This window comes from Streptomyces sp. NPDC039736, assembly GCF_055596485.1.
Genome location: NZ_JBVIUQ010000002.1, coordinates 837,184 through 860,729 on the forward strand (window position 1 = coordinate 837,184; position 23,546 = coordinate 860,729).

General features: G+C 71.2%; 25 protein-coding genes and 1 tRNA gene. 13 read left to right on the top strand and 13 right to left on the bottom strand.

Annotated elements, in window-relative coordinates; genetic code table 11:
* Positions 1-139 precede the first annotated feature (139 nt).
* The 6 genes from ACZ56L_RS08780 (at position 140) to ACZ56L_RS08805 (ending at position 7,581) form a co-directional block, all read left to right on the top strand.
* Entirely contained in the window at positions 140-2,095 is a 1,956-nt protein-coding gene (locus tag ACZ56L_RS08780) for an outer membrane protein assembly factor BamB family protein (RefSeq protein ID WP_471062675.1), read from the top strand.
* A gap of 238 nt (positions 2,096-2,333) precedes the next feature.
* Positions 2,334-3,014, top strand: a complete 681-nt coding sequence (locus tag ACZ56L_RS08785) for a helix-turn-helix transcriptional regulator (RefSeq protein WP_345222092.1) — start codon at positions 2,334-2,336, stop codon at positions 3,012-3,014.
* Positions 3,015-3,171: 157 nt separating this feature from the next.
* On the top strand, positions 3,172-4,215 hold the full coding sequence (galT, locus tag ACZ56L_RS08790) for a galactose-1-phosphate uridylyltransferase (RefSeq protein WP_345222095.1): 1,044 nt from the start codon (positions 3,172-3,174) through the stop codon (positions 4,213-4,215).
* Entirely contained in the window at positions 4,216-5,187 is a 972-nt protein-coding gene (gene galE / locus ACZ56L_RS08795) for a UDP-glucose 4-epimerase GalE (RefSeq protein ID WP_345222098.1), read from the top strand. It abuts the gene before it with no gap.
* Positions 5,184-6,341 (top strand): galactokinase, encoded by a 1,158-nt coding sequence (galK, locus tag ACZ56L_RS08800; protein ID WP_468687550.1) that lies wholly within the window; start codon positions 5,184-5,186, stop codon positions 6,339-6,341. The genes galE and galK overlap by 4 nt, the downstream gene beginning before the upstream one ends.
* A 448-nt stretch (positions 6,342-6,789) precedes the next feature.
* Entirely contained in the window at positions 6,790-7,581 is a 792-nt protein-coding gene (locus ACZ56L_RS08805) for a LuxR C-terminal-related transcriptional regulator (RefSeq protein ID WP_471062679.1), read from the top strand.
* Here ACZ56L_RS08805 and tamR read toward each other — a convergent pair.
* Positions 7,537-8,037 carry a MarR family transcriptional regulator TamR gene (gene tamR, locus ACZ56L_RS08810; RefSeq protein ID WP_471062680.1) on the bottom strand — a complete coding sequence of 167 codons (501 nt, stop codon included), beginning with the start codon at positions 8,035-8,037 and terminating at the stop codon, positions 7,537-7,539. The two genes, ACZ56L_RS08805 and tamR, sit on opposite strands and share 45 nt — an antisense overlap.
* An 89-nt stretch (positions 8,038-8,126) precedes the next feature.
* On the opposite strand from tamR, the gene ACZ56L_RS08815 reads away from it, so the two are divergent.
* Positions 8,127-8,930 carry a trans-aconitate 2-methyltransferase gene (locus ACZ56L_RS08815; RefSeq protein WP_471062682.1) on the top strand — a complete coding sequence of 268 codons (804 nt, stop codon included), beginning with the start codon at positions 8,127-8,129 and terminating at the stop codon, positions 8,928-8,930.
* Positions 8,927-9,295 (top strand): VOC family protein, encoded by a 369-nt coding sequence (locus ACZ56L_RS08820; protein ID WP_401754112.1) that lies wholly within the window; start codon positions 8,927-8,929, stop codon positions 9,293-9,295. The genes ACZ56L_RS08815 and ACZ56L_RS08820 overlap by 4 nt, the downstream gene beginning before the upstream one ends.
* Here the strand turns inward: ACZ56L_RS08820 and ACZ56L_RS08825 are convergent.
* Together ACZ56L_RS08825 and ACZ56L_RS08830 are read right to left on the bottom strand one after the other, a co-directional pair.
* Entirely contained in the window at positions 9,282-9,887 is a 606-nt protein-coding gene (locus ACZ56L_RS08825; protein WP_468687725.1) for a Uma2 family endonuclease, read from the bottom strand. The two genes, ACZ56L_RS08820 and ACZ56L_RS08825, sit on opposite strands and share 14 nt — an antisense overlap.
* A gap of 167 nt (positions 9,888-10,054) precedes the next feature.
* Positions 10,055-10,276, bottom strand: a complete 222-nt coding sequence (locus tag ACZ56L_RS08830) for a hypothetical protein (RefSeq protein WP_468687558.1) — start codon at positions 10,274-10,276, stop codon at positions 10,055-10,057.
* Between the two features lie 113 nt (positions 10,277-10,389).
* Between ACZ56L_RS08830 and ACZ56L_RS08835 the strand changes: the two genes are divergently transcribed.
* A complete protein-coding gene (locus ACZ56L_RS08835) occupies positions 10,390-10,998 on the top strand; it encodes a TetR/AcrR family transcriptional regulator (protein WP_471062685.1) in 609 nt (202 codons plus the stop codon).
* Positions 10,999-11,140: 142 nt separating this feature from the next.
* Positions 11,141-11,731: a Uma2 family endonuclease gene (locus ACZ56L_RS08840; protein WP_471062687.1), complete on the top strand. Its 591-nt coding sequence runs from the start codon at positions 11,141-11,143 to the stop codon at positions 11,729-11,731.
* Between the two features lie 92 nt (positions 11,732-11,823).
* Here the strand turns inward: ACZ56L_RS08840 and ACZ56L_RS08845 are convergent, their stop codons facing one another.
* Positions 11,824-12,531, bottom strand: coding sequence for a TetR family transcriptional regulator (locus ACZ56L_RS08845; protein WP_471062689.1), 708 nt, complete (start codon positions 12,529-12,531; stop codon positions 11,824-11,826).
* On the bottom strand, positions 12,528-13,568 hold the full coding sequence (locus tag ACZ56L_RS08850) for an acyl-CoA desaturase (RefSeq protein ID WP_471062691.1): 1,041 nt from the start codon (positions 13,566-13,568) through the stop codon (positions 12,528-12,530). Before ACZ56L_RS08850 ends, ACZ56L_RS08845 begins: the two co-directional genes overlap by 4 nt.
* 264 nt (positions 13,569-13,832) lie before the next feature.
* Here ACZ56L_RS08850 and ppc point away from each other — a divergent pair, with 264 nt between their 5' ends.
* The gene (gene ppc, locus ACZ56L_RS08855) at positions 13,833-16,562 is read left to right on the top strand and encodes a phosphoenolpyruvate carboxylase (RefSeq protein WP_345222130.1); all 2,730 of its coding nucleotides are present in this window, start codon (positions 13,833-13,835) and stop codon (positions 16,560-16,562) included.
* A 63-nt stretch (positions 16,563-16,625) separates the two neighbouring features.
* On the opposite strand, the gene ACZ56L_RS08860 is transcribed toward ppc, so the two are convergent.
* Both ACZ56L_RS08860 and ACZ56L_RS08865 read right to left on the bottom strand, forming a co-directional pair.
* Positions 16,626-16,829, bottom strand: coding sequence for a hypothetical protein (locus tag ACZ56L_RS08860; RefSeq protein ID WP_471062693.1), 204 nt, complete (start codon positions 16,827-16,829; stop codon positions 16,626-16,628).
* A 5-nt stretch (positions 16,830-16,834) separates the two neighbouring features.
* The gene (locus ACZ56L_RS08865) at positions 16,835-17,086 is read right to left on the bottom strand and encodes a hypothetical protein (RefSeq protein ID WP_345222135.1); all 252 of its coding nucleotides are present in this window, start codon (positions 17,084-17,086) and stop codon (positions 16,835-16,837) included.
* 79 nt (positions 17,087-17,165) lie between these two features.
* On the opposite strand from ACZ56L_RS08865, the gene ACZ56L_RS08870 reads away from it, so the two are divergent.
* Together ACZ56L_RS08870 and ACZ56L_RS08875 are read left to right on the top strand one after the other, a co-directional pair.
* Complete coding sequence (locus ACZ56L_RS08870) at positions 17,166-18,008, top strand: helix-turn-helix domain-containing protein (RefSeq protein ID WP_468687569.1); 843 nt, start codon at positions 17,166-17,168, stop codon at positions 18,006-18,008.
* On the top strand, positions 18,005-18,220 hold the full coding sequence (locus ACZ56L_RS08875; protein ID WP_468687572.1) for a DUF397 domain-containing protein: 216 nt from the start codon (positions 18,005-18,007) through the stop codon (positions 18,218-18,220). The genes ACZ56L_RS08870 and ACZ56L_RS08875 overlap by 4 nt, the downstream gene beginning before the upstream one ends.
* Before the next feature lie 65 nt (positions 18,221-18,285).
* Here ACZ56L_RS08875 and pth read toward each other — a convergent pair whose 3' ends face one another.
* The 6 genes from pth to ACZ56L_RS08905 form a co-directional block, all read right to left on the bottom strand.
* Complete coding sequence (gene pth / locus ACZ56L_RS08880; RefSeq protein ID WP_345222150.1) at positions 18,286-18,918, bottom strand: aminoacyl-tRNA hydrolase; 633 nt, start codon at positions 18,916-18,918, stop codon at positions 18,286-18,288.
* A 111-nt stretch (positions 18,919-19,029) separates the two neighbouring features.
* Positions 19,030-19,614 carry a 50S ribosomal protein L25/general stress protein Ctc gene (locus ACZ56L_RS08885; protein ID WP_401754080.1) on the bottom strand — a complete coding sequence of 195 codons (585 nt, stop codon included), beginning with the start codon at positions 19,612-19,614 and terminating at the stop codon, positions 19,030-19,032.
* Between the two features lie 263 nt (positions 19,615-19,877).
* Positions 19,878-20,855 carry a ribose-phosphate diphosphokinase gene (locus tag ACZ56L_RS08890; RefSeq protein ID WP_345222156.1) on the bottom strand — a complete coding sequence of 326 codons (978 nt, stop codon included), beginning with the start codon at positions 20,853-20,855 and terminating at the stop codon, positions 19,878-19,880.
* A gap of 102 nt (positions 20,856-20,957) precedes the next feature.
* Positions 20,958-22,406 carry a bifunctional UDP-N-acetylglucosamine diphosphorylase/glucosamine-1-phosphate N-acetyltransferase GlmU gene (gene glmU / locus ACZ56L_RS08895; protein WP_345222158.1) on the bottom strand — a complete coding sequence of 483 codons (1,449 nt, stop codon included), beginning with the start codon at positions 22,404-22,406 and terminating at the stop codon, positions 20,958-20,960.
* A 110-nt stretch (positions 22,407-22,516) separates the two neighbouring features.
* Positions 22,517-22,588, bottom strand: a tRNA-Gln gene (locus ACZ56L_RS08900).
* Between the two features lie 14 nt (positions 22,589-22,602).
* Positions 22,603-23,469, bottom strand: a complete 867-nt coding sequence (locus tag ACZ56L_RS08905) for a hypothetical protein (RefSeq protein ID WP_401754070.1) — start codon at positions 23,467-23,469, stop codon at positions 22,603-22,605.
* Between the last annotated feature and the right edge of the window lie 77 nt (positions 23,470-23,546).

Sequence of the window (23,546 nt, forward strand, 5' to 3'; positions counted from 1 at the left end):
GGTTCGCGCCCGTCCCGGCGTCCGGGAGCCCGTACCCCTCCCGACGTCCGGGGCCCGCGCCCGCCACGACGTGTGAAGGCCCGCGCGCCTTCGACCTGCCACCCCCCTTCGTCCCCACCGGCCCAGAGGTAGAACCACCATGACGCAACCGCCCAACCAGCCCCCGCAGAACGGGGAGGGGGCACCCCAGCCCTCCCCGTTCGGCAAGTCCCCCGAGCCGGGCCACCGGCCCGCCCCGCAGGACACGCCGCCGCAGTCGCCGCCGCCGCCCACCGTGGCGGAGGGCTTCGGCGCCCCGACCCCGCCGCCCGCGGGCGGTTTCGGAGCCCCCGTCCCGCCGCCGGCCGACGGCTTCGGCGCACCCACCCCGCCCCCGCCGGGCCAGCAGCCCGGCCAGCCCGCCTACGGCTACCCCCAGCCCCCGCAGGGCGCTCCCGCGCCGCCGCCGGCCGCTCCGGGCCGGCCCCCGCAGGCTCCGCCGGCCGGTTACGGCTACCCGGGACAGCCCGGTCAGCCCCAGCCGAACCCGTACGGCGGCCAGCAGCAGCCCGGCTACGGCTACCCCGGCCAGCAGCCCGGCCAGCCCGCCTCGTACAGCATGCACCCGCCCCAGGGCCCGGCCCCGGGCACGGTCGTCCAGGGCGGCAGCGGCAACGGCGGCGGCCTGTCCAACCAGCTCAAGATCATCATCGCGGCGGTCGTCGCCGTCGTCGTGATCGTCGCCGCCGGCGTCGTCTACAAGGCCACCAGCGGCGACGAGCCCGAGGACGTCGCGGGCAACTCCACCGGCGGCGGCGGTGCGAAGGGCGGCGACTCCCCCAAGGCCCCGGACGGCGCGGGCAAGGAGCAGGCCCCGCCGGTCACCACGGCGAAGGTCGGCTTCCAGGTCCCGCTGCCGGTCGTCAAGGAGATCACCACCGTCCGCGGCTCCTGGGCCACCGACACGGTGTACGCCAAGAGCGCCGTGGACAGCGTCATCGGGTACGACCCGGTGAACGGCACCGAGAAGTGGAAGCTCCCGCTCGACGGCTCGCCCTGCGGCGGCTCCCTCCAGGTCACCCCGGACAACAAGGCCGCGATCGTCTTCCAGGGCAAGAAGCAGCCCGGCGAGAAGATCGCCTCCTGCACCGAGGTCGGCCTGATCGACCTCAACGCGGGCAAGCTGCTCTGGCAGAAGAGCTTCCCGGAGGGCGACCGCAAGGAGCGCCTGGAGATGGTCACCATCTCCGGCGACACGGTGGCCGCGGCCGGCGTGTCCGGCGGCGGCGGCCTCGCCCTGGCCGACGGCGCGGTGCGGTGGGCCCCCAAGGCCTCCGCCGACCAGTGCAACGACGTCGGCTACGCGGGCGGCGCCAACCTGATCGCGGTGCGCCAGTGCGGCAACTTCGACGACCAGTCGTACCTCATCCAGAACCTCAACACCGCGACCGGTGCGCCGATCAGCACCTTCAAGATGCCGGCGGCGTCCAAGTACGTCTCGGTGGTCTCCACCAAGCCGCTGGTCGTCGGCGCCAACGTCGGTGAGTCGGGCGAGTACAAGACCCGCATGAGCCACCTCTTCTCGATCGACGAGAAGACCGGCAAGCAGCGTGCCCAGATCGGCGTGGACAGCTCGAAGTTCACCATCGAGTGCGACCTGGACGACGTCGGCAACTGCACCAAGATCGCCGTCGGCAACGGCCGCGTCTACCTGTCCACCGTCGAGCACAAGGGCCAGGCCGAGACCGGCCGCACCAACGAGATCGTCTCCTTCGACCTCGCCACCGGCAAGCCCACCACCGACAACTTCGCGTCGGGCGAGCGGTACACGATGGTGCCGCTGCGGATGGACGGCGGAAACCTGCTCGTCTACAAGTTCCCGCCGTACGACAAGGGCGGTCAGGTCGCCAGCATCGACGGCGGCTCCGGCAAGCAGACCGTGCTGCTGGACAACCCGGCCGACCGCGCGGTGCGGGACGCGGAGCAGAGCATGACGATCAAGCTGGAAGAGGTCAAGTTCCACAAGGGCCGCCTGTACATGGGCACCCAACTGATCAGCGCTGACCCGTCGTCGTCCAGGAAGTTCCTGGCGCTGGCCTTCGTGCCGGCGAAGTAGGCGGTGGCAGGAGGGGCGGTGGCGGCACGTCCGCCACCGCCCCTTCCGCCGTCCGGGCCCGGAGGACCGCGCGACCGGCGGCTACCGCGTGATCAGTCCAACTGCACGCCGAACGCGGGCATTTGGCAACTTCGAGTGGCTTCTCGCGGGTAGGGGGCGCGCAACGTCGAACAAGCGTGTAGCTTGCCGGGTCAGGAGGCCGGGGGGCCTGCTTCTGGGGGAAAGTGGGGGTTGTCCGATGGGTGTGCGGCTCATGGTCGTCGACGACCACCGCCTGCTGGCCGAGGCGCTCGCCTCCGCCCTCAAGCTCCGCGGGCACCGCGTGCTCGCCGCCGCCGCGCCCACCGCGGGCGCGGCCGAACTCGTGGTGAGCCGGGCCCCGGAGGTCTGCCTGTTCGGCACGGCGACCCCGGCGGCGCCGGGCGCCTTCGACCCGATCGTACGGATCAGACGCGAGCGCCCCCAGGTCGCGGTGGTCGTCCTCGGCCCCGTTCCCAGCCCCCGCGGCATCGCCGCGGCCTTCGCCGCCGGGGCGGCCGGATACGTACGCCACGACGAGCGCATAGAGGGCGTCGAGCGCGCCATGGTGAAGGCGCGGGCGGGGGAGGCGGCGATCGCGCCCGGCCTCCTGCACGGGGCCTTCGCCGAGCTGCTCAACCCCGCCGCCCAGCCCGACGACGAGGGGCAGCGGCTGCTGCACCTGCTCACCCCGCGCGAGGTGGAGGTGCTGGTGCGGGTCGCCGACGGGGAGGACACCCGGCTGATCGCGGCGGGCATGGGCATCGCGCCCAGCACCGCGCGCACCCACGTCCAGCGCGTCCTGATGAAGCTCGGCGTCGGGTCCCGGCTGGAGGCGGCGGCGCTCGCGGCCCGCACCGGGCTGCTCGACCGGGCGACCCTGCCGCAGCGGGAGTCCTAGCGGTTCCGTGCCGTCCGCCGGGGCCGCCCGCCGGGGCCGCCCGGCCGGGCCCGACGCGCCGACCGACGTGCCCACGGGCGCACCGCATTGACGATGCTGTGCGCCTGTGGTTTGTTGTGTTCGTTTCTGTTGGTGGTTGTGGGTGGATGAGGTGGCAGTGAAGAAGACGTCGACCCGGCTCGCCGACGGGCGGGAACTCCTCTACTACGACACGGCGGACGGCCGCGTCCGCGACGCCGTCGACCGGCGCCCCCTCACCCCCGTCGCCACCGCGTCCGAGATCCGGTACGACGCCCTGCTCGGCGACAGCGTCGCCGTCGCCTCGCACCGCCAGGACCGCACCTATCTGCCGCCCGCCGACGCCTGCCCGCTCTGCCCCACCCGGCCGGGCCACGAGAGCGAGATCCCGGCCGCCGACTACGAGGTCGCCGTCTTCGAGAACCGCTTCCCCTCCCTGGCCGGCGACTCCGGACGCTGCGAGGTGGTCTGCTTCACCTCCGACCACGACGCCTCCTTCGCCGACCTCACCGAGGAACAGGCCGCCCTCGTCGTCGAGGCCTGGACGGACCGTACGGCCGAACTCGCCCGACTCCCCGCCGTGGAACAGGTGTTCTGCTTCGAGAACCGGGGCGCCGAGATCGGCGTCACCCTCGGCCACCCGCACGGCCAGATCTACGGCTACCCCTACGTCACCCCGCGCACCTCCCTGATGCTCCGCTCCCTCGCGGCGCACGCCGAGCGCACCCCGGGCGCCAACCTCTTCGACGACGTGGTCGCCCGTGAACGCGCCGACGGCCGCCGCGTCGTCCTTGCGGGTGAACACTGGGTCGCCTTCGTCCCGTACGCCGCGCACTGGCCGTACGAAGTCCATCTCTACCCGCTGCGCCGGGTCCCCGACCTCCGCTCCCTGGACGACGCCGCCCGCGCCGAACTCCCGTCCCTCTACCTGGAGTTGCTGCGCCGCTTCGACCGCATCTTCGGCCCCGGCCAGCCTCCGACGCCGTACATCTCGGCCTGGCACCAGGCCCCCTTCCGGCACCCCCTGCGCGCGGACTTCGCCCTGCACCTGGAGCTGTTCACCGTGCGGCGCACCACCGGCAAGCTGAAGGTCCTCGCGGGCTCCGAATCCGGAATGGGTGCTTTCATCAACGACGTGTCGCCGGAGAGCGCGGCGCAGCGGATCCGAGAGGTGGCGAGCTGAGTGAAGTACCTGGTGACCGGGGGCGCCGGATACGTCGGAAGCGTGGTGGCGGCCCACCTGCTGGAGGCCGGCCACGAGGTGACCGTCCTGGACGACCTCTCGACCGGTTTCCGCGCGGGCGTCCCCGCCGGTGCGCGGTTCGTCGAGGGCCGCGTCCAGGACGCGGGGCGGGTGCTGGACGCCTCCTACGACGGGGTCCTGCACTTCGCCGCGTTCTCCCAGGTGGGCGAGTCCGTCGCCGACCCGGAGAAGTACTGGCGCAACAACGTCGGCGGCACCCTGGACCTGCTCGCCGCCATGCGGGAGGCCGCCGTGCGCCGCCTCGTCTTCTCCTCCACCGCCGCCACCTACGGCGAACCCGCCGTCACGCCCGTCACGGAGGACTGCCCGACCGCCCCCACCAGCCCGTACGGCGCCTCGAAGCTCGCCGTGGACCACATGATCGCCGGTGAGTGCGCGGCGCACGGCCTGGCCGCCGTCTCGCTGCGCTACTTCAACGTCGCCGGTTCGTACGGGAGCTCGGGCGAACGCCACGACCCCGAGTCGCACCTCGTCCCGATCGTCCTCCAGGTCGCCCAGGGCCGCCGCGACTCCGTCTCCGTCCACGGCGACGACTACCCGACCCCCGACGGCACCTGCGTCCGCGACTACATCCACGTCGCCGACCTCGCCGAGGCCCACCTCCTCGCCCTCACCGCCGCCCAGCCGGGCACGCACCACATCTGCAACCTGGGCAACGGCACGGGCTTCTCGGTGCGCGAAGTCATCGACGCCGCCCGCGAGGTCACCGGCCACCCGATCCCGGAGGTCGTCGGCCCGCGCCGCGGCGGCGACCCGGCCACCCTGGTCGCCTCGGCCGACCGGGCCCGCACCCTGCTGGGCTGGCGGCCCTCCCGCACGGAACTGACGGACATCATCGGCGACGCGTGGCGCTTCGCCCAGGACAGGCGGAGCGAGGGGGAGCGGGTATGAGCACGGCCGAACCCACCGCGGAATTCGCCGCGTTGTACGGTTCCGCGCCCGAGGGCGTCTGGGCGGCCCCCGGCCGGGTCAACCTGATCGGCGAGTACACGGACTTCAACGACGGCTTCGTGATGCCGTTCGCCCTCCCGCACACCGCCCGGGTCGCCGTCGCCCGCCGCACGGACGGGCTGCTGCGGCTGCACTCCGGCGACATCGAGGCGGGCGTCACGGAGGTGCGCGTCGCCGACCTCGCCCCCCGGCCGGGCGGCGGCTGGTGGACGTATCCGGCGGGAGTCGTCTGGGCGCTGCTCGAAGCGGGCCACGAGGAGGTGGCGGGCGGCGCGGACGTGCACCTGCGCTCCACCGTGCCGACCGGCGCGGGCCTCTCCTCCTCGGCGGCGATGGAGGTGTCGGTCGGCCTCGCCCTGGTCGACCTCCACGGACTGCCGGTGTCACGGCCCGAGTTGGCGCTGCTCTGCCAGCGGGCGGAGAACCGCTTCGTCGGAGTGCCGACCGGCATCATGGACCAGACCGCCTCCGCGTGCTGCGAGGCCGGTCACGCCCTCCACCTCGACACCCGGGACCTGACCCGGCGCCAGGTTCCCTTCGACCTGGCCGCCCAGGGGCTGGAGCTGCTGGTCGTCGACACCCGGGTCCAGCACGCGCTGGGCGACGGGGCGTACGCGGAACGCCGGGAGGGCTGCGAGGAGGGGGCCCGGCAACTGGGCGTGTCCCGGCTGCGGGACGTCCCGTACGAGGAACTGGACGCACACCTCGGCAAGTTGGGCGACGAACGCGTGCGCCGCTACGTGCGCCACGTCGTCACCGACAACCACCGGGTGAAGCGGGCGGTGGCCTGCCTGGACGCGGGCGACCCGCGCGGTCTCGGGGAGATCCTGGCCGAGGGGCACGCCTCGCTCCGCGACGACCTGCGCGTCTCCTGCCCGGAGCTGGACCTGGTGGTCTCGGCGGCGGCGGAGGCCGGGGCGCTGGGCGCGCGGATGACCGGGGGCGGCTTCGGCGGCTCCGCCGTCGTCCTCACCGAGACGGCCGCCGCCCCGGCCGTGGCCGAGGCCCTCACTTCGGCGTTCGCCGCGGCGGGCCATGCCGCCCCGGGGATCTTCCCGGCGGCGCCGTCACGGGGCGCGCACCGCGTCCACTGACCCCGACCAGCCCCGGGAGCCCGGTCCGCTGACCTCGACCAGGCGCGGGAGCCCGGTCCGCTGACCTCGACCAGGCGCGGGAGCCCGGTCCACTGGCCTCGACCAGCCACGGGAGTACGACAGGAAAGGGCCGGGACCCGTGCACGGAAGGGCCATCTCCTCTCTCCTTCCGCCACAACCCCACACGCCGATCCCACGTCGGCCCCCGAGGCCAAACACTTCTGCAAATACCCTTCCGATCAACGCCCCCGCCCGTACTCTGAGGCTTGAGCACCGGTGGGGGCCGATGCTGATCAGGGGGCGAGACAGTCGGATACGGCGCCCGGGGCAGGGGTAGGGATCGCACCGCACGGCGGCGGCCGTGCACGCACCCGCACCACCCGAGTCCCCTTCCCGAGCGCCGCGTCCGCGCATGTCCGTCCTCCGACCCATGGGGGTGTCTGAGGCAGTGGTTCGAATCCGGGTCCTGGTGGTCGACGACCACCGCATCTTCGCCGAGTCGCTGGCTGCCGCCCTCGCGGCGGAGCCCGACGTCGACGTGGCGGCAGCGGGCAGCGGCCCCGTCGCCCTCCGCTGTCTGGAACGGGGAGCGGCGGAGGGCCGCACCTTCGACGTGATGCTCATCGACGCCGACCTCGGCGCCGCCCTGCCGCTGAGCGGTCACCCGAACCACCATCCGGTGGCCGTCCCCGACCACCCGGGCGCCGACCAGGACGGCCTGGTCGACGGCATCTCCCTGGTCGCGGGTGTCCGTACGGGACACGCGGGCGTGCGCACCGTCGTCCTCGCGGAGAAGGACGACCCGCGCCGGGCCGCCCTCGCCCTCCAGGCCGGAGCGTCCGGCTGGGTCGCCAAGGACTGCTCGCTGCAACGCCTGCTGGCCGTCATCCGGGGCGTCCTGCGCGACGAGACCCATCTGCCGCCCGCTCTGCTGACCGGAGTGCTCCGCGAGCTGACCGCCGCCCGCAAGCACCGCACGGAGAGCGAACGCCTGGTGGAGTCCCTGACCCCGCGCGAGCGGGAGGTGCTGCGCTGCATGGTCGCCGGCCTCGGCCGCAAGGCCGTCGCCGAACGCCTCTTCCTCTCGCCCCACACGGTCCGCACCCACATGCAGAACGTGCTGGGCAAACTGGGCGTCCACTCCACGCTCGCCGCCGTCGCCCTGGCGCGCCGCGCCGGGGTCGGACCCGCGGACCTAGTTCCCGGGGACGTTGTCGAACGGGGCGGTCAACTGGCGTAGCAGACCGGCCAGTTCACCCCGCTGCGCGCGCGACAGCTTGCCCAGGATCGCGCGCTCCTGCGCCAGCAGCCCCGCGAGCGCCTGGTCGGCCCGGTCCCGCCCCTCGTCGGTCAGCCGCACCAGCACGCCCCGCCGGTCACTGGGATCGGGCAGCCGCTCCACCAGGCCCTTCTTCGCGAGCCGGTCGATGCGGTTGGTCATCGTCCCGGACGTGACGAGCGTCTGGGTCAGCAGTTGCCCGGGGGAGAGCTGGTACGGGTCCCCGGCCCGCCGCAGCGAGGTCAGGACGTCGAACTCCCACGGCTCCAGGCTGTGCTCGGAGAACGCCAGCCGGCGCGCCCGGTCGAGATGGCGCGCCAGACGGGACACCCGACTGAGCACCTCAAGCGGCTCCACGTCGAGGTCGGGGCGCTCTCGGCGCCATGCTGCGACCAGTCGGTCGACCTCGTCCTCCATGCGGATCAGTGTAGGGGGTCTGTCGACATGAAGTCTCTTCAGATCAAGTCTCTTGACATCAAGACACTTTTGCGGTCACGCTTGCCGGCATGACCGCCCGTGACTCCTCCCCCGTCTGGGACCCCGCCCAGTACCTCCGCCACGCGGGCCACCGCACCCGCCCCTTCCTCGACCTCCTGGCCCGCATCGCGCCGCCCCGCGACCCCGCCCGCATCGCCGACCTCGGCTGCGGGGCGGGCAACGTGACCCGCCTGCTCGCCGACCGCTGGCCGAACGCCCGGGTGACGGGCTTCGACGACTCCCCGCAGATGCTCGCCCGCGCGGCCGAGCACGCCACCGACCGCCTGACCTTCGCCCGTGCCGACGCGACGACGTGGGCGCCGGCCCCCGCCTCGTACGACCTGATCGTCTCCAACGCGCTCCTCCAGTGGGTCCCCGGCCACACCGCGCTCATCCCCGCCTGGCTGGAGGGCCTCACCCCCACCGGCACCTTCGCCTTCCAGGTCCCCGGCAACTTCGACGCCCCGAGCCACACGATCCTGGCGGAGCTGCGCGAGTCGCCCCGCTGGCGCTCCCGCCTGTCGGGCGTCGGCGACCGGTCGGGCGCGGTGGAGACCCCGGCCCGTTACCTCTCCCTCCTCACCTCCCTCGGCTGCGCGGCGGACGTCTGGGAGACCACCTACCTCCAGCTCCTCCCCGGCGAGGACCCCGTCCTCGACTGGGTCAAGGGCACCGCCCTGCGCCCGGTCCTCACCGCCCTGGCCGACGACCCGGAAGCGGCGGCGGCCTTCACCGCCTCCTACGCAGCGGCCCTCCGCACGGCCTACCCGCCCACCCCCGCCGGCACGGTCTTCCCCTTCCGCCGCATCTTCGCGATCGGAACCCGCCGGTGATCGCCGCCCTCGACCACGTCCAGCTCGCCGCGCCCGTCGGCTCGGAGCCCGAGCTGCGCGCGTACTACGTCACGGTGCTCGGCATGCGGGAGATCCCCAAGCCGCCGCTGCTGGCGGCGCGGGGCGGCTGCTGGTTCGAGGCGGGCGGGGTGCGGCTCCACCTGGGCGTGGAGGACGGCTTCCGCCCGGCGAAGAAGGCCCACCCGGGAATCCGGGTCACGGACATCGAGGCGTACGGCGCGCGCCTGGCCGGGCACGGGGCGACGGTCCTCTGGGACGACGGCCTCCCGGGCCACAGGCGCTTCTACTCCGAGGACCCGGCCGGCAACCGGCTGGAGTTCCTGGAACGGCTCACAGCGTCCTGAGGGCGTCGAGCGAGATGTCGACGTCGATCCCGTACGGCACGCCGACCTTGAGCCGGTCGTGGTGGATGCCGGTCAGCGCGTACGTCTTCGTCAGGGGGTCGAGTTCGTAGACGCGGACGACGGGGTGCTGGTCGGCGCCGGTCATCTCGACGAGCCAGAAATGCGGGATGCCGGCCGCGGCGTACTTGCGCGGCTTGGTGTCGCGGTCGCGGGACTCGGAGTCGGGGGAGACGACTTCGACGGCGAGGAGGAGGTCGGCCGCCTGGTAACGGGTCTGCTCCGTGCTGGTGACGGCTTCGGCCCGGACGATCGAGACGTCGGGCTCGGGACCGTTGCGGCGGTCGAGCACCACGGTCATCTCCCGTCGCACCTTCAGATCGGCGGGAACGCTGCTGCGCAGGCCGGTCACCAGCAGGTCGATCATCGTGCTGTGGAAATCCCGCTGCGGACTCACGAAAACCAGACTCCCGTCGATCATCTCGGTGTGCGGCGGGAGATCGGGCAGCGTGAAAAGGTCGTCCACGGTGTAGCCGTCCTGCGGCGGCACCGGCCAACGGCAACCCGACGACTCGGCGATCGGCTCGGCGGTCATGGTGATTCCTCCCATGGACGGGATTCTGGGCCTGCTCCCTCACGGTAGCGGCCGAGATCGCGGCACGTACTCACAAAGAGTGACGCGCCCCGCTCTCCGAAACGCTCGTGAGCTGCGGGTCGGGGCTGTCCATGGGGGCGATCACGCCTGGCGGACTCGCGGCGGCGTCACCCGCGGCGGCCCAGCGCCTTCGCGCGGTCGTGGGCCCAGCCCGCGAGGATCACGCCGAAGAGGGTGGCCGTCAGGTACGTGACCAGGTTGACGGTGAAGGGGGCGCCCAGGCCGCCGAGGAGGCCGGTGTTGTCGTGGTCGATCAGCAGGCGGATCGCGCCCTGGCCACCGACGACCACCAGCACCGCACCGATGATCTGGAGAATGTCGAACTTCATGGCGTACTGCCTTTCCCTGCGCGGACACGCGGCTAATACAATGCGCTTGCATTGTATTGAGCGGCGGGGGCGGATGCAATGCGATCGCATGGGAAAAGGAGGTGGGTGCGTTCATGCCCAAGGTGGTGGACCACGAGGACCGCAGGCAGCGGCTGGCCGAGGCCGTGTGGGAGCTGACGCTGCGCGAGGGGCTGGAGGGCGTGACCTTGCGGAAGGTCGCGGCCGAGGCCGGGGTGTCCATGGGGCAGGTGCAGCACTACCACGCCTCGCGGGAGGAGATGGTCCGGGACGCGGTCACCCGGGCGGTGGCCGCGCTCAACGCCCGCATCGAGACCTCGGTGAAGGCCGCCGCGGCGGGGGAGGAGGCGTCCGCGGAGGTGATCCTGCGGGAGTGCCTGTACGCGATGCTCGGCCGGGACGAGGAGGGAGCCAGGCTGCTGCGGCTGTCGGTGGCCGTCTTCGGGCGGGCGGTCTCCGATCCGGCGCTGGCGCGGGCGATGGCGCCCGATGACGGCGAACTCCTCGACCTCACGGCCGGCCTGATCGCCGGTGCCCGCACCGAACGGGGAAAGCAAGCCACCGGCGACCCCCGTGTCGACGCGGACATCTGCTGGGCCCTGGCCACCGGCCTGGGCGTCGACGTGGCCCTCGGCCTGCGGACGGTGGAGGCGGCGGAGACGGTGCTCGGGTACCACCTGGAGGGGGTGCTCGGCCGGGAGTGAGTGGGCTGGGATATGCCCGGGGCATGTTCACTCGTGCGGATGGAGGACGGCCGTTCCGGAGCGTACGTCGGTTCCGACGCCTAGCCTCGGTTGGCGGAAGGAGGCGCAGGATGACGTACGCGCACACGAGGAGTCTCCGGTCATGAGCGACGGCTCCGCCGCCGAACTGGACGAAGTCCTGTGGCGGGCCTGGGAGGCCATGGACCTCCCGGAGGGTTGTCGCGGCGAGGTCGTGGAGGGCGCCATCGAGATCTCGGCGGTCGGGAGCCTGCGGCACGGAGTGCTCCTCAACCGCCTCTGCCGCGCGTTGGACGGACACCTGACCGGGCAGGGCCACCAGGTCTGGGCCGGCGTCATCGTCCTCCACGGCCGCAAGGCCTGGCAGCCCGACCTCGTGGTCGCCCCCATTGACATGGAAGCGGTCGGCGACGAGGACGGCTACGGAATCACGGCGTCCGGTGTCCGCACGGTCATCGAGGTCGTCTCCCCCGGCCGCCAGAACACCCAGCGCGACCGCGTCCGCAAGCGCCGCGAGTACGCCCGTGCCGGAACCCCCGTGTACGTCCTCGTGGACGACTTCGACGGGGACGGGGCGGTCGTCGTGCTCACCTCGCCCGACCCGGCGAAGGCCGCGTACACCGACGAGCACCGCGTCCCGTACGGCAAGGACGCCGTCGTTCCGTCCGGGCCCGCCGGGGGCTTCGTCATCGGGAGCGACCTCACCGGGGCGTGAGCGCAGCAAGAAGGGGCCGCCCCCGGTGCACACCGGGCGCGGCCCCTTCGTACGAGCACACGAGCACAAGCACGAGCGTCGAGCGACACCGCTCAGTTCCTGCGGTGTCCTATGAGCCGTGGCTTCGACTCCAGGTTCTCCAGGCCGTGCCAGGAGAGGTTCACCAGGTGGGCGGCGACCTCCGCCTTCTTCGGCTTGCGGACGTCCAGCCACCACTGGCCCGTGAGCGCCACCATGCCGACCAGTGCCTGGGCGTACAGCGGGGCCAGTTTCGGGTCGAAGCCGCGGGCCTTGAACTCCAGGCCGAGGATGTCCTCGACCTGAGTGGCGATGTCGGAGATCAGCGAGGCGAAGGTGCCGGTGGACTGGGCGACCGGGGAGTCGCGGACCAGGATGCGGAAGCCGTCCGTGTACGTCTCGATGTAGTCGAGGAGGGCGAACGCGGCCTGCTCCAGGAGCTCGCGGGGGTGGCCGGCGGTCAGGGCGCTGGTCACCATGTCCAGGAGGGACCGCATCTCGCGGTCCACCACCACCGCGTACAGGCCCTCCTTGCCGCCGAAGTGCTCGTAGACGACCGGCTTCGAGACGCCGGCCTTCGCCGCGATCTCCTCCACCGACGTGCCCTCGAAGCCCTTCGCCGCGAACAGGGTGCGGCCGATGTCCAGCAGCTGTTCGCGGCGTTCCGCGCCCGTCATGCGGACACGGCGGGCCCGCCGCGGCACGGTGCGGGGTTTGTCGCCGCTCGCGCTCGGATTCGTACCTGAGGTGCTGCTGCCTTCGGTCGCCACAGGCTCCATCATGCCGTTTCTGTCGCGTTGGTCTTGTCCGGGGCGTCCTGTCCCTTGCGCCGGGAGGCCAGCCGCGACGCCGTCGGCCAGCGGACGTCGTACGCCCAGCCCGCCTGCTCGAACCAGCGGATGAGCCGCGCCGAGGAGTCGACCTGACCCTTCATCACGCCGTGCCGCGCCGACGTCGGGTCCGCGTGGTGCAGGTTGTGCCAGGACTCGCCGCAGGAGAGGACCGCCAGCCACCACACGTTGCCCGAGCGGTCCCGGGACTTGAACGGCCGCTTGCCGACCGCGTGGCAGATGGAGTTGATGGACCACGTCACGTGGTGGAGCAGCGCCACGCGCACCAGCGAACCCCAGAAGAACGCGGTGAACGCGCCCCACCAGGACATCGTGACCAGGCCGCCGACCAGCGGCGGGATCGCCAGCGAGAGCATCGTCCAGTAGATGAAGTCGCGCGAGATGCGGCTGATCGCCGGGTCCTTGATCAGGTCCGGGGCGTACTTCTCCTGCGACGTCTGCTCCTCGTCGAACATCCAGCCGATGTGCGCCCACCACAGCCCCTTCATCAGGGACGGCAGGTCCTCGCCGAAGCGCCACGGCGAGTGCGGGTCGCCCTCCGCGTCCGAGAACTTGTGGTGCTTGCGGTGGTCGGCCACCCAGCGGACCAGGGGCCCCTCCACCGCCATCGACCCCATGATCGCCAGCGCGATGCGCAGCGGACGCCTGGCCTTGAAGCTGCCGTGCGTGAAGTAGCGGTGGAAGCCGATCGTGATGCCGTGGCAGCCCAGGTAGTACATGAACACCAGCAGGCCCAGGTCGAGCCAGCTCACCCCCCAGCCCCAGGCGAGCGGAATCGCCGCGAGGAGCGCCACGAAGGGGACGATGATGAACAGGAGCAACGCGATCTGTTCGATGGAGCGCTTCGACTCCCCGCCGCGCGTCGCCAGCGGCACCGGAGTGACGGAAGTGGTGGAGGAGCCGGCGGACGGCGTGCTGCCGTCGGAAGACTCCTGGTCCTCATTGAGTAGACCGGGGCTGAGGGTCATGAAGGTCCCCTGGGGGGTGAGGAAGCGGCTGACGCCTTGGCTACGGTTCCGTAACCTACGGCATCGTAAGTATGGCAGCGGTGAAGCCCGCCGCACGAGGCCGACGGGGCCCGGAATCGCGCGGCCGGACCCGCACCGGAATGTGCGGCCCGCCACACGAGGTCGGCGAGTACCCGAATGAGTGGACACATATCCTGGACGCGTCGGACAGCGCGGTCCGAGTTCCTGCCGTTCGCGTAATCCCCACTGCAAGGAGCCGCACCTGTGAGCAGTGCCGACCAGACCCCCAACACCAGCCCCGAGCTGCGCGCCGACATCCGCCGACTGGGCGACCTCCTCGGCGAGACGCTCGTGCGGCAGGAGGGCCCCGAGCTGCTGGAGCTCGTGGAGCGGGTCCGGGCCCTGACCCGTACCGACGGCGAAGCCGCAGCAGAACTGCTCGGCGACACCGACCTGGAAACCGCCGCGCGCCTCGTGCGGGCCTTCTCCACCTACTTCCACCTTGCGAACGTCACCGAGCAGGTGCACCGCGGGCGCGAGATGCGCGAACTGCGCGCCCAGGAGGGCGGGCTGCTGGCCCGCACCGCCGACCTGCTGAAGGACGCCGACCCCGAGCACCTCCAGCAGACCGTCAAGAACCTGAACGTGCGGCCCGTCTTCACGGCCCACCCCACGGAGGCCGCGCGCCGCTCCGTCCTCAACAAGCTGCGCCGCATCGCCGAACTGCTGGAAACCCCGGTCATCGCCTCCGACCGCCGCCGCCAGGACGTCCGCCTCGCCGAGAACATCGACCTGATCTGGCAGACCGACGAGCTGCGCGTCGTACGTCCCGAACCCGCGGACGAGGCCCGCAACGCCATCTACTACCTGGACGAACTGCACGCCAACGCCGTCGGCGACGTCCTCGAGGACCTCGCCGCCGAACTGGAGCGCGTCGGCGTCCAGCTCCCCGCCGGCACGCGCCCCCTCACCTTCGGCACCTGGATCGGCGGCGACCGCGACGGCAACCCCAACGTCACCCCGGCCGTCACCTGGGACGTCCTGATCCTCCAGCACGAGCACGGCATCGAGGACGCCCTGCAACTGGTCGACAAGCTGCGCGGACAACTGTCGAACTCGATCCGCTACACCGGCGCCACAGACGAACTGCTGGAGTCCCTCCGGGCTGACCTGGAGCACCTCCCCGAGATCAGCCCCCGCTACAAGCGCCTCAACGCCGAGGAGCCCTACCGGCTCAAGGCCACCTGCATCCGGCAGAAGCTCGTCAACACCCGCGAGCGCCTCGCCAAGGGCGCGCCCCACCGCCCCGGCTGCGACTACCTCGGCACCGGCCAGCTCATCGACGACCTCACCCTCATCCAGACCTCGCTGCGCGAGCACAAGGCGGGCCTGTTCGCCGACGGCCGCATGGACCGCACCATCCGCACGCTCGCCGCGTTCGGCCTCCAGCTCGCCACCATGGACGTGCGCGAACACGCCGACGCCCACCACCACGCCCTCGGCCAGCTCTTCGACCGCCTCGGCGAGGAGTCATGGCGCTACGCCGACATGCCCCGCGAGTACCGGCAGAAGCTCCTCGCCAAGGAACTCCGCTCCCGGCGGCCCCTCGCCCCCGTGCCGGCGCCCCTCGACAAGGACGGCGAGAAGACCCTCGGGGTGTTCCTCACCGTCAGGGAGGCCCTGGAGCGCTTCGGGCCCGAGGTCATCGAGTCGTACATCATCTCCATGTGCCAGGGCGCCGACGACGTGTTCGCCGCCGCCGTGCTGGCCCGCGAGGCCGGACTGGTCGACCTGCACGCCGGCTGGGCGAAGATCGGCATCGTGCCGCTGCTGGAGACCACCGACGAGCTGCGCGCCGCCGACGTCATCCTCGACGAGATGCTCGCCGACCCCTCGTACCGTCGACTCGTCTCCCTGCGCGGTGACGTGCAGGAGGTCATGCTCGGCTACTCCGACTCCTCCAAGTTCGGCGGCATCACCACCTCCCAGTGGGAGATCCACCGCGCCCAGCGCCGCCTGCGCGACGTCGCCCACCGGTACGGCGTGCGCCTGCGCCTCTTCCACGGCCGCGGCGGCACCGTCGGCCGCGGCGGCGGCCCCTCCCACGACGCGATCCTCGCCCAGCCGTGGGGAACGCTGGAGGGCGAGATCAAGGTCACCGAGCAGGGCGAGGTCATCTCCGACAAGTACCTCGTGCCGTCGCTGGCCCGCGAGAACCTGGAGCTGACGGTCGCCGCCACCCTCCAGGCGTCCGCCCTGCACACCGCCCCCCGCCAGTCCGACGAGGCGCTCGCCCGCTGGGACGCCGCCATGGACACCGTCTCCGAGGCCGCCCACACCGCGTACCGCAAGCTGGTCGAGGACCCCGACCTGCCGACGTACTTCCTCGCCTCCACCCCCGTCGACCAGCTCGCCGACCTGCACCTGGGCTCACGGCCCTCCCGCCGCCCCGGTTCCGGCGTCTCCCTCGACGGCCTGCGCGCCATCCCCTGGGTGTTCGGCTGGACCCAGTCCCGCCAGATCGTCCCCGGCTGGTACGGCGTCGGCTCCGGCCTCAAGGCGCTGCGCGAGGCCGGCCTGGAGAGCGTCCTGGAGGAAATGCACGAACGCTGGCACTTCTTCCGCAACTTCCTCTCCAACGTGGAGATGACCCTCGCCAAGACCGACCTGCGCATCGCACGTCACTATGTCGACACGCTCGTCCCCGACGAGCTCAAGCACGTCTTCGACAGCATCGAGGCCGAGCACGCGCTGACCGTGCAGGAAGTGCTCAGGATCACCGGCGGCAGCGAGCTGCTGGACACCAGCCCGGTCCTCCAGCAGACCTTCGCCATCCGCGACGCCTACCTGGACCCGATCTCCTACCTCCAGGTCGCCCTGCTCAAGCGCCAGCGCGACGCGGCGGCCGCCGGCCAGGAGCCCGACCCGCTCCTCGCCCGCGCCCTGCTGCTCACCGTCAACGGCGTGGCGGCGGGTCTGCGCAACACCGGCTGATCACCCGGCGACACGTGAGAAGGGCGCCCCCGGAATGCTCCGGGGGCGCCCTTCTCGCGTTGCTCAGCGCAGCGCCCTGCTGTACTCGTTGGCCGCCGCGACGCCCGCGCGGATGCGTTCCGTCGTGGAGGCCGTACGCACCCGTTCCGGCGGCACGTCCCACTCCCGGCCGCCGGCCAGGGGGCGCAGTTGTACGTACGGGCCTTCGCAGCCCATGAGCACCCCGACCCGGCCGTCCCGCTCGTCCACGACGACGGTTCCCGGCATGGGGGTCACCGCGTGGCGGCCTTGGCCAGTACGCCGACGAGCAGCCGCACGGTCGTCGCGTTGGCCCGGCCCAGCTCGATGAGCGGGCGCGCGGGGACCGCCGTGCAGGAGGGCAGGTCGACGCGCAGGGACGGCAGCGTGATGCCGTGCCGGGCCAGGATTTCGGCCAGCTCGTCGGTGAGGGCGTACGCCTCGGCGGTGGGGTTGTCGCTGAACGCGTCCGAGGGGGAGGGGAGTTCCCTGTTTTCCTGGTTCATGCCTCAAGCCTGGACGAGCGGGGCTACGGTGAGTAGTGCTTCGTAGCCAACAGTGATTTTGCGGGTGGAGGGGTGCGCGATGACCGCACAGCACGACCAGAACGCCGGGCCCGATCCGTACACCTCCCCGAAGACCTTCTACGGGTCCGAACTGCGCCGCGTCCGCGAGGAGGCGGGGCTGTCGCAGACGGAGGTGGGCGAGCGCTGCTTCTGCTCCGGGACGTACATCGGCCAGTTCGAGGCGGCGGTGAGGAGGCCGCAGCCGGACATCTCCCGGATGTTCGACGAGGTCTTCGGCACCGGCCGGCATTTCCGGCGCCTCTGCGAGCTGGCCCGCAAGTCCAAGTACGCGGATTACTTCGCGGACGCGGCGGAGCTGGAGAAGTTGGCGGTGACCATCAGCGAGTACGCGCCGTTGTTGGTGCCGGGGTTGTTGCAGACGGAGGCGTATGCGCGGGCCCTCACGCAAGTCACCCTGCCCTATGTGGAACCCGAAGAGGTGGATGACCTGGTGCGGCTCCGCATGGAGCGGCAACGCATCCTCGGCTGCCCAACCAGCCCGTTGTTGTGGGCCATTCTGCACGAGACCGTACTGCGAGTTCCCATCGGCGGCGCTGCCGTGATGGGACCGCAGCTCCTGCATCTGGTGGAGATGGGACGCACGCGGCGGGTGACGCTTCAGGTGCTGCCCTATGAGGCATCGGCCGAGGCGTTCATCAACGGCACGACCACCCTCTTCACGTTCAACGACGCGCCCACCACCGTCTACACGGAAGGGGAGGGGATCGGGCAACTCATGGAAGATCCGCCGTTGGTTGACCGATACCGGGAGACGTACGATCGCGTCAGGGCTACCGCGTTGTCACCAGCGAGGTCCCTTGACCTGCTCACCACGGCGGCAGAGGAATACCGGATCAGATGAGCACTGCGAGCGAGCCGAACGCAAAGAGCTGGCGCAAGTCTTCGTACAGCGACGGCCAGGGCGGAAGCTGCCTGGAGGTGTTGGACGGCCTCGCGGGCGTCGTCCCGGTACGGGACAGCAAGGTGCCCGAGGGCGCGGCCCTGGTGATTCCGCACGCAGGGTGGGCAACTTTCGTAGAAGCCGTCAAGAACGGTCCGCTCAGCGGTATGTGACGGACCTGTCCGTCAACGCAGTGAAGAGTGGAGCCCTCTGACGCGAGTCGAAGGGCCCCAGCACCTCACGAGTTGTACGTCGACTGCGCCCGCTCCAGGCCCTCGATCACCAGGGCCTCCACGGCGTCCGCCGCGCGGTCCACGAAGTAGTCCAGCTCCTTCTTCTCCGCACCGGAGAAGTCCTTCAGGACGAAGTCGGCGACCTGCATCCGGCCCGGCGGGCGGCCGATGCCGAAGCGGACCCGGTGGTAGTCGGGGCCCAGCGACTTCGTCATCGACTTCAGGCCGTTGTGGCCGTTGTCGCCGCCGCCCAGCTTCAGGCGCAGCACGCCGTAGTCGATGTCCAGCTCGTCGTGGATCGCCACGATGTTCGCGACGGGCACCTTGTAGAAGTCACGCAGCGCCGTCACCGGGCCGCCCGACAGGTTCATGTACGAGAGCGGCTTGGCGAGGACCACCCGGCGGTTGAACGGGCCCGGGGGACCGATCCGGCCCTCCAGGACCTGCGCACGCGCCTTGTGGGACTTGAACTTGCCGCCGATCCGCGAAGCCAGGAGGTCGGCGACCATCCAGCCCACGTTGTGGCGGTTCGCCGCGTACTCGCCGCCCGGATTGCCCAGGCCCACCACCAGCCAGGGGGCCGACGGGTCAGGGGCGGCCGGGGAAGCCGGGGAGGCGGCCCGGCTCGGGGTCGTCATCTGCATGTCTCCTTACGTCCTGCCGGTGGCCCGCACATACGGAAGCCGCCGCCCCGCACCCCGAAGGGCGCGCGGCGGCGGCCGAAACCGTACAACGGAAAGCTACGGGGCTCAGGCCTCGGAACCCTCGGCGTCGGCGTCCGCGGACGGCTCCTCGGCCTGCGCGGAGACGACCTGGATGACGACGGCGTCGGCGTCGGTCACCAGCGTGGTGCCCTCGGGCAGCGTGATGTCCTTGGCGTGGATCGCGTCACCGGCGTCCAGACCCTGCACCGAGACGGTGACCGACTCGGGGATGTGCGTGGCCTCGGTCTCGACGGAGATCGTGTTCAGCACGTTCTCCAGGAGGTTGGAGCCCGGCGCGAGGTCGCCCTCGGAGATGACCGCGACCTCGACCGTGACCTTCTCGCCGCGCTTGACCGCGAGCAGGTCGACGTGGGTCAGGGTGCGCTTGATGGCGTCACGCTGGACGGCCTTCGGGATGACGAGCTCGTTGCGGCCGTCGATGTCGAGGGAGATGAGCACGTTCTGGGTCTTGAGCGCCATCATGAGCTCGTGGCCCGGCAGCGTGATGTGCACGGTCTCGGCGCCGTGACCGTAGATGACACCGGGAACCTTGCCGGCGCGACGGGTCTGGCGGGCGGCACCCTTGCCGAAGTCGTTGCGGACCTCAGCGGCGATCTTGACTTCAGCCATGATTGCGCTCCTCGTAAATGGTGGAAACGGGGTAGGTCGTCACCCGGCCACACGAACGGCCCGCTGCGGAGCCTGCTACGAAGAGCGCGTCGATAACGGAGAGCCTCCGGGGCCTCCCTCGCCGAGCAACCTCGCCACTGTACCCGGGCCTGCCCCGGACAGCCCAATCGATCATCCGCCCCGTACGGGGAAGGGCCGCCCGGCGGCGTACCGGGCGGCCCTTCTCCGTACAGCTACGACGTACCAGGAACAGCTACGGCGTACTAGGACTGCTCCTCGAAGAGGCTCGTCACCGAACCGTCCTCGAAGACCTCGCGCACCGCGCGCGCGATCGACGGGGCGATGGACAGCACGGTGATCTTGTCCATCTCCAGGTCGGAGGGGTCCGGGAGGGTGTTCGTGAAGACGAACTCGCTCACCTTGGAGTTCTTCAGCCGGTCGGCGGCCGGGCCCGACAGGATGCCGTGCGTGGCCGTCACGATGACGTCCTCCGCGCCGTGCGCGAACAGGGCGTCGGCGGCGGCGCAGATCGTGCCGCCGGTGTCGATCATGTCGTCGACCAGGACGCAGACGCGGCCCTTGACCTCGCCGACGACCTCGTGGACGGTCACCTGGTTGGCGACGTCCTTGTCCCGGCGCTTGTGCACGATGGCCAGGGGGGCGTCCAGCCGGTCGCACCAGCGGTCGGCGACGCGCACGCGGCCGGCGTCCGGGGAGACGATCGTCAGCTTGGAGCGGTCCACCTTCGCGCCCACGTAGTCCGCGAGGACCGGGAGCGCGGTGAGGTGGTCGACCGGGCCGTCGAAGAAGCCCTGGATCTGGTCGGTGTGCAGGTCGACGGTGAGGATGCGGTGCGCGCCCGCCGTCTTCAGCAGGTCGGCGACCAGCCGGGCCGAGATCGGCTCGCGGCCCTTGTGCTTCTTGTCCTGACGGGCGTAGCCGTACGACGGAACGATCACCGTGATCGAACGGGCCGAGGCCCGCTTCAGCGCATCGATCATGATGAGCTGTTCCATGATCCACTTGTTGATGGGAGCCGTGTGGCTCTGCATCAGGAAGCAGTCGGCGCCGCGCGCGGACTCCTGGAAGCGGACGTAGATCTCACCGTTGGCGAAGTCGAAGGCCTTCGTCGGCACGACGCCGATGCCCAGCTGATGTGCGACCTCCTCGGCCAGCTCGGGGTGTGCGCGGCCGGAGAAGAGCATCATCTTCTTCTCGCCGGTCGTCTTGATCCCGGTCACAGCACGGTCTCCTCAGAGTGTTTCTGGCCGCCGCAGCCTGCGAGCCAGCCGAAATGGTGTGCGTCTATCACGGTACGCGGTGCGCGGAGCACCCGTTTCCGGTCAGCTTTCGTCGGTGGACTCGGCGGAGGCGGCCTGGGCGGCCTGCGCGGCGGCGCTGCCGGGGCGCTTGCGGGCCACCCAACCCTCGATATTCCGCTGCTGGCCCCGCGCCACGGCCAGCGAACCGGCCGGCACGTCCTTGGTGATCACGGACCCGGCGGCGGTGTACGCGCCGTCCCCGACAGTGACAGGCGCCACAAACATGTTGTCGGAGCCCGTGCGGCAGTGCGAGCCGATCGTGGTGTGGTGCTTGGCCTCGCCGTCGTAGTTCACGAAGACGCTGGCCGCGCCGATGTTGGTGTGGTCGCCGATCGTCGCGTCGCCGACGTAGGAGAGGTGCGGAACCTTGGAGCCCTCGCCGATCGTCGCGTTCTTCGCCTCGACGTACGCGCCGATCTTCGACTTCACGCCGAGCTTGGTGCCCGGACGCAGGTAAGCGAACGGGCCGACGCTGGCGGCCGCGCCGATCTCCGCCCGCACGGCGACGGTGTTGTCCACGCGCGCGCCGATGCCGACCGTGGTGTCGGTGAGGCGGGTGTTCGGGCCGACCTCGGCGTCGGCGGCGATGTGGGTGTCGCCCAGGAGCTGGGTGCCGGGGTGGACGATCGCGTCCTGGCCGAAAGTGACCGTGCAGTCCACGAAGGTCGACTGCGGGTCGATGATGCTCACGCCGGAGAGCATGGCTGCTTCGAGGAGGCGGGCGTTGAGCAGGCGGCGGGCCTCCGCCAACTGCACGCGGTTGTTGATGCCCAGGATCTCGCGGTGGTCGGCGGCGACGGACGCGCCGACGCGGTGGCCGGCCTCGCGCAGGATGCCGAGCACGTCGGTGAGGTACTCCTCGCCCTGGCTGTTGTCGGTGCGCACCTTGCCGAGCGCGTCGGCGAGCAGCTCGCCGTCGAAGGCGAAGACGCCGGAGTTGATCTCGCGGATGGCGCGCTGGGCGTCGGTGGCGTCCTTGTGCTCGACGATCGCCGTCACGGCCTGCGTCTGCGGGTCGCGCACGATGCGGCCGTACCCGGTGGAGTCCGGGACCTCGGCGGTCAGCACGGTGCAGGCGTTGCCGTCGGCGGAGTGGGTGGCGGCGAGGGCGGTGAGGGTGTCGCCGGTCAGCAGCGGGGTGTCGCCGCAGACCACGACGACCGTGCCGGACGGGCTGCCGCCGAGGGCCTCCAGGCCCATGCGCACCGCGTGACCGGTGCCGAGCTGCTGCTCCTGCACGGCGGTGTGCGCGTCGGCGTCGATCTCGCCGAGGTGGGCGACGACCTTCTCGCGGGCGTGGCCGACGACGACGACCAGGTCGGCCGGGTCCAGCTCGCGCGCTGCGGCGACGACATGACCGACGAGCGAGCGCCCGCTGATCTCGTGCAGGACCTTCGGGGTGGCCGACTTCATGCGGGTGCCCTCACCCGCTGCGAGGACGACGACGGCTGCCGGGCTGTTGGCGCTCACGGTGGTGCCCTTCGGCTACTACGGGGGGTGGACTTCCGCAGGATACCGGGGGGTTACGAGGGGGAAACGAGTGCGGGTCCCGACCGAGAGGCCAGGACCCGAACTTGCTGCTCCGCCGGCTGGATTCGAACCAGCGTCTCAAGGCTCCAAAGGCCTGCGGGATGCCGCTACCCCACGGCGGATCATTGCGTAGACCTTACCCGAGGACTCCCGGGTAGTTGGCAATGATCCCGGCCCACCAGCCCTCGATGCGCTGGTAGAGCTGTGCCCCTTTGGCGACGCGGACGACCAGGCACCCCCGGTAGTCGTCGCCCACGTTCTTGCGGACCGTTTTCGGGTTGTGCTTCTTGAGGGTCGTCCTGGCCAGAGCGGAGACTTCGACCCCCGCCAGGTCGGCCCAGTAGCGTTCGGCCGCGCTCACGTCGGCCAGCTCATGGATCATCACGCGGTACTGGATGCGCTCGCTCGCGATGCCCAGCAGGGCGAGCCAGGCCAGGTACACCCGGATCATCCCCGGGTCGCTGTTGATGAAGGCGACGGTCTCGCGGCGTGCGTAGGGCTTGTCCTTGGTGCCTTCGGACCAGTACAGCCCGACCCCGAGCAGGAACAGTTCACGATCCGTGAGGGTGCCGATCTCGTCCCGGGCGGCCTGCTTGGTGCGCGCCCTCTCTGCTTCGCGGACGGCGTTCTCGTGTTCCCAGCGCTTCTGGCCCGCGAGCCTGGCTCGTTCCGAGGGGGTGCCGCGATCCGGTTTCGGCAGGTCGCGTACCCACAGCGAGATCGAACTCTTCGAGCAGCCCAGCTCGACCTGGATCTCGTCGTACGTCATGCCTTCCAGACGCAGTTCGCGCGCCCTCTCGCGGAGGTCGTCCTTCGGGTGGGGGCGCTTGGTCCACTCCGGGGCCTGCTCGCCGTCGAGGAGGCGGTTGAGGAGGTCGTTGTTGTCGACGTGGATGCGGTCGCGGATCTGACGGCGGCTGAGGCCGTCGCGGCGCAGGGCGATGGCCTGGGTGCGCAGTTCCTCGAAGTCCGCGTACTTGTTGCGCGAGGGTGTGGTCGCCATGCGGGCAGCTTTGTTCGCTGAGTGGACGTGTGTGCCGGGTTCGGTGGGGATTCATGTGTCCGGGTGGTGTGGGGGTG

Coding starts and splice junctions, on each gene's coding strand:
- ACZ56L_RS08845 (WP_471062689.1), bottom strand. CDS start 12,531: ATGATGGAGCCTGTGGCGACCGAAGGCAGCAGCACCTCAGGTACGAAT.
- ACZ56L_RS08860 (WP_471062693.1), bottom strand. CDS start 16,829: ATGCCGGGAACCGTCGTCGTGGACGAGCGGGACGGCCGGGTCGGGGTG.
- ACZ56L_RS08905 (WP_401754070.1), bottom strand. CDS start 23,469: ATGGCGACCACACCCTCGCGCAACAAGTACGCGGACTTCGAGGAACTG.
- ACZ56L_RS08865 (WP_345222135.1), bottom strand. CDS start 17,086: ATGAACCAGGAAAACAGGGAACTCCCCTCCCCCTCGGACGCGTTCAGC.
- ACZ56L_RS08870 (WP_468687569.1), top strand. CDS start 17,166: ATGACCGCACAGCACGACCAGAACGCCGGGCCCGATCCGTACACCTCC.
- ACZ56L_RS08875 (WP_468687572.1), top strand. CDS start 18,005: ATGAGCACTGCGAGCGAGCCGAACGCAAAGAGCTGGCGCAAGTCTTCG.
- ACZ56L_RS08825 (WP_468687725.1), bottom strand. CDS start 9,887: ATGACCGCCGAGCCGATCGCCGAGTCGTCGGGTTGCCGTTGGCCGGTG.
- ACZ56L_RS08850 (WP_471062691.1), bottom strand. CDS start 13,568: ATGACCCTCAGCCCCGGTCTACTCAATGAGGACCAGGAGTCTTCCGAC.
- galK (WP_468687550.1), top strand. CDS start 5,184: ATGAGCACGGCCGAACCCACCGCGGAATTCGCCGCGTTGTACGGTTCC.
- ACZ56L_RS08840 (WP_471062687.1), top strand. CDS start 11,141: ATGAGCGACGGCTCCGCCGCCGAACTGGACGAAGTCCTGTGGCGGGCC.
- tamR (WP_471062680.1), bottom strand. CDS start 8,037: ATGGAGGACGAGGTCGACCGACTGGTCGCAGCATGGCGCCGAGAGCGC.
- ACZ56L_RS08815 (WP_471062682.1), top strand. CDS start 8,127: ATGACCGCCCGTGACTCCTCCCCCGTCTGGGACCCCGCCCAGTACCTC.
- ACZ56L_RS08830 (WP_468687558.1), bottom strand. CDS start 10,276: ATGAAGTTCGACATTCTCCAGATCATCGGTGCGGTGCTGGTGGTCGTC.
- ACZ56L_RS08785 (WP_345222092.1), top strand. CDS start 2,334: ATGGGTGTGCGGCTCATGGTCGTCGACGACCACCGCCTGCTGGCCGAG.
- ACZ56L_RS08780 (WP_471062675.1), top strand. CDS start 140: ATGACGCAACCGCCCAACCAGCCCCCGCAGAACGGGGAGGGGGCACCC.
- ACZ56L_RS08885 (WP_401754080.1), bottom strand. CDS start 19,614: ATGGCTGAAGTCAAGATCGCCGCTGAGGTCCGCAACGACTTCGGCAAG.
- pth (WP_345222150.1), bottom strand. CDS start 18,918: ATGACGACCCCGAGCCGGGCCGCCTCCCCGGCTTCCCCGGCCGCCCCT.
- ACZ56L_RS08835 (WP_471062685.1), top strand. CDS start 10,390: ATGCCCAAGGTGGTGGACCACGAGGACCGCAGGCAGCGGCTGGCCGAG.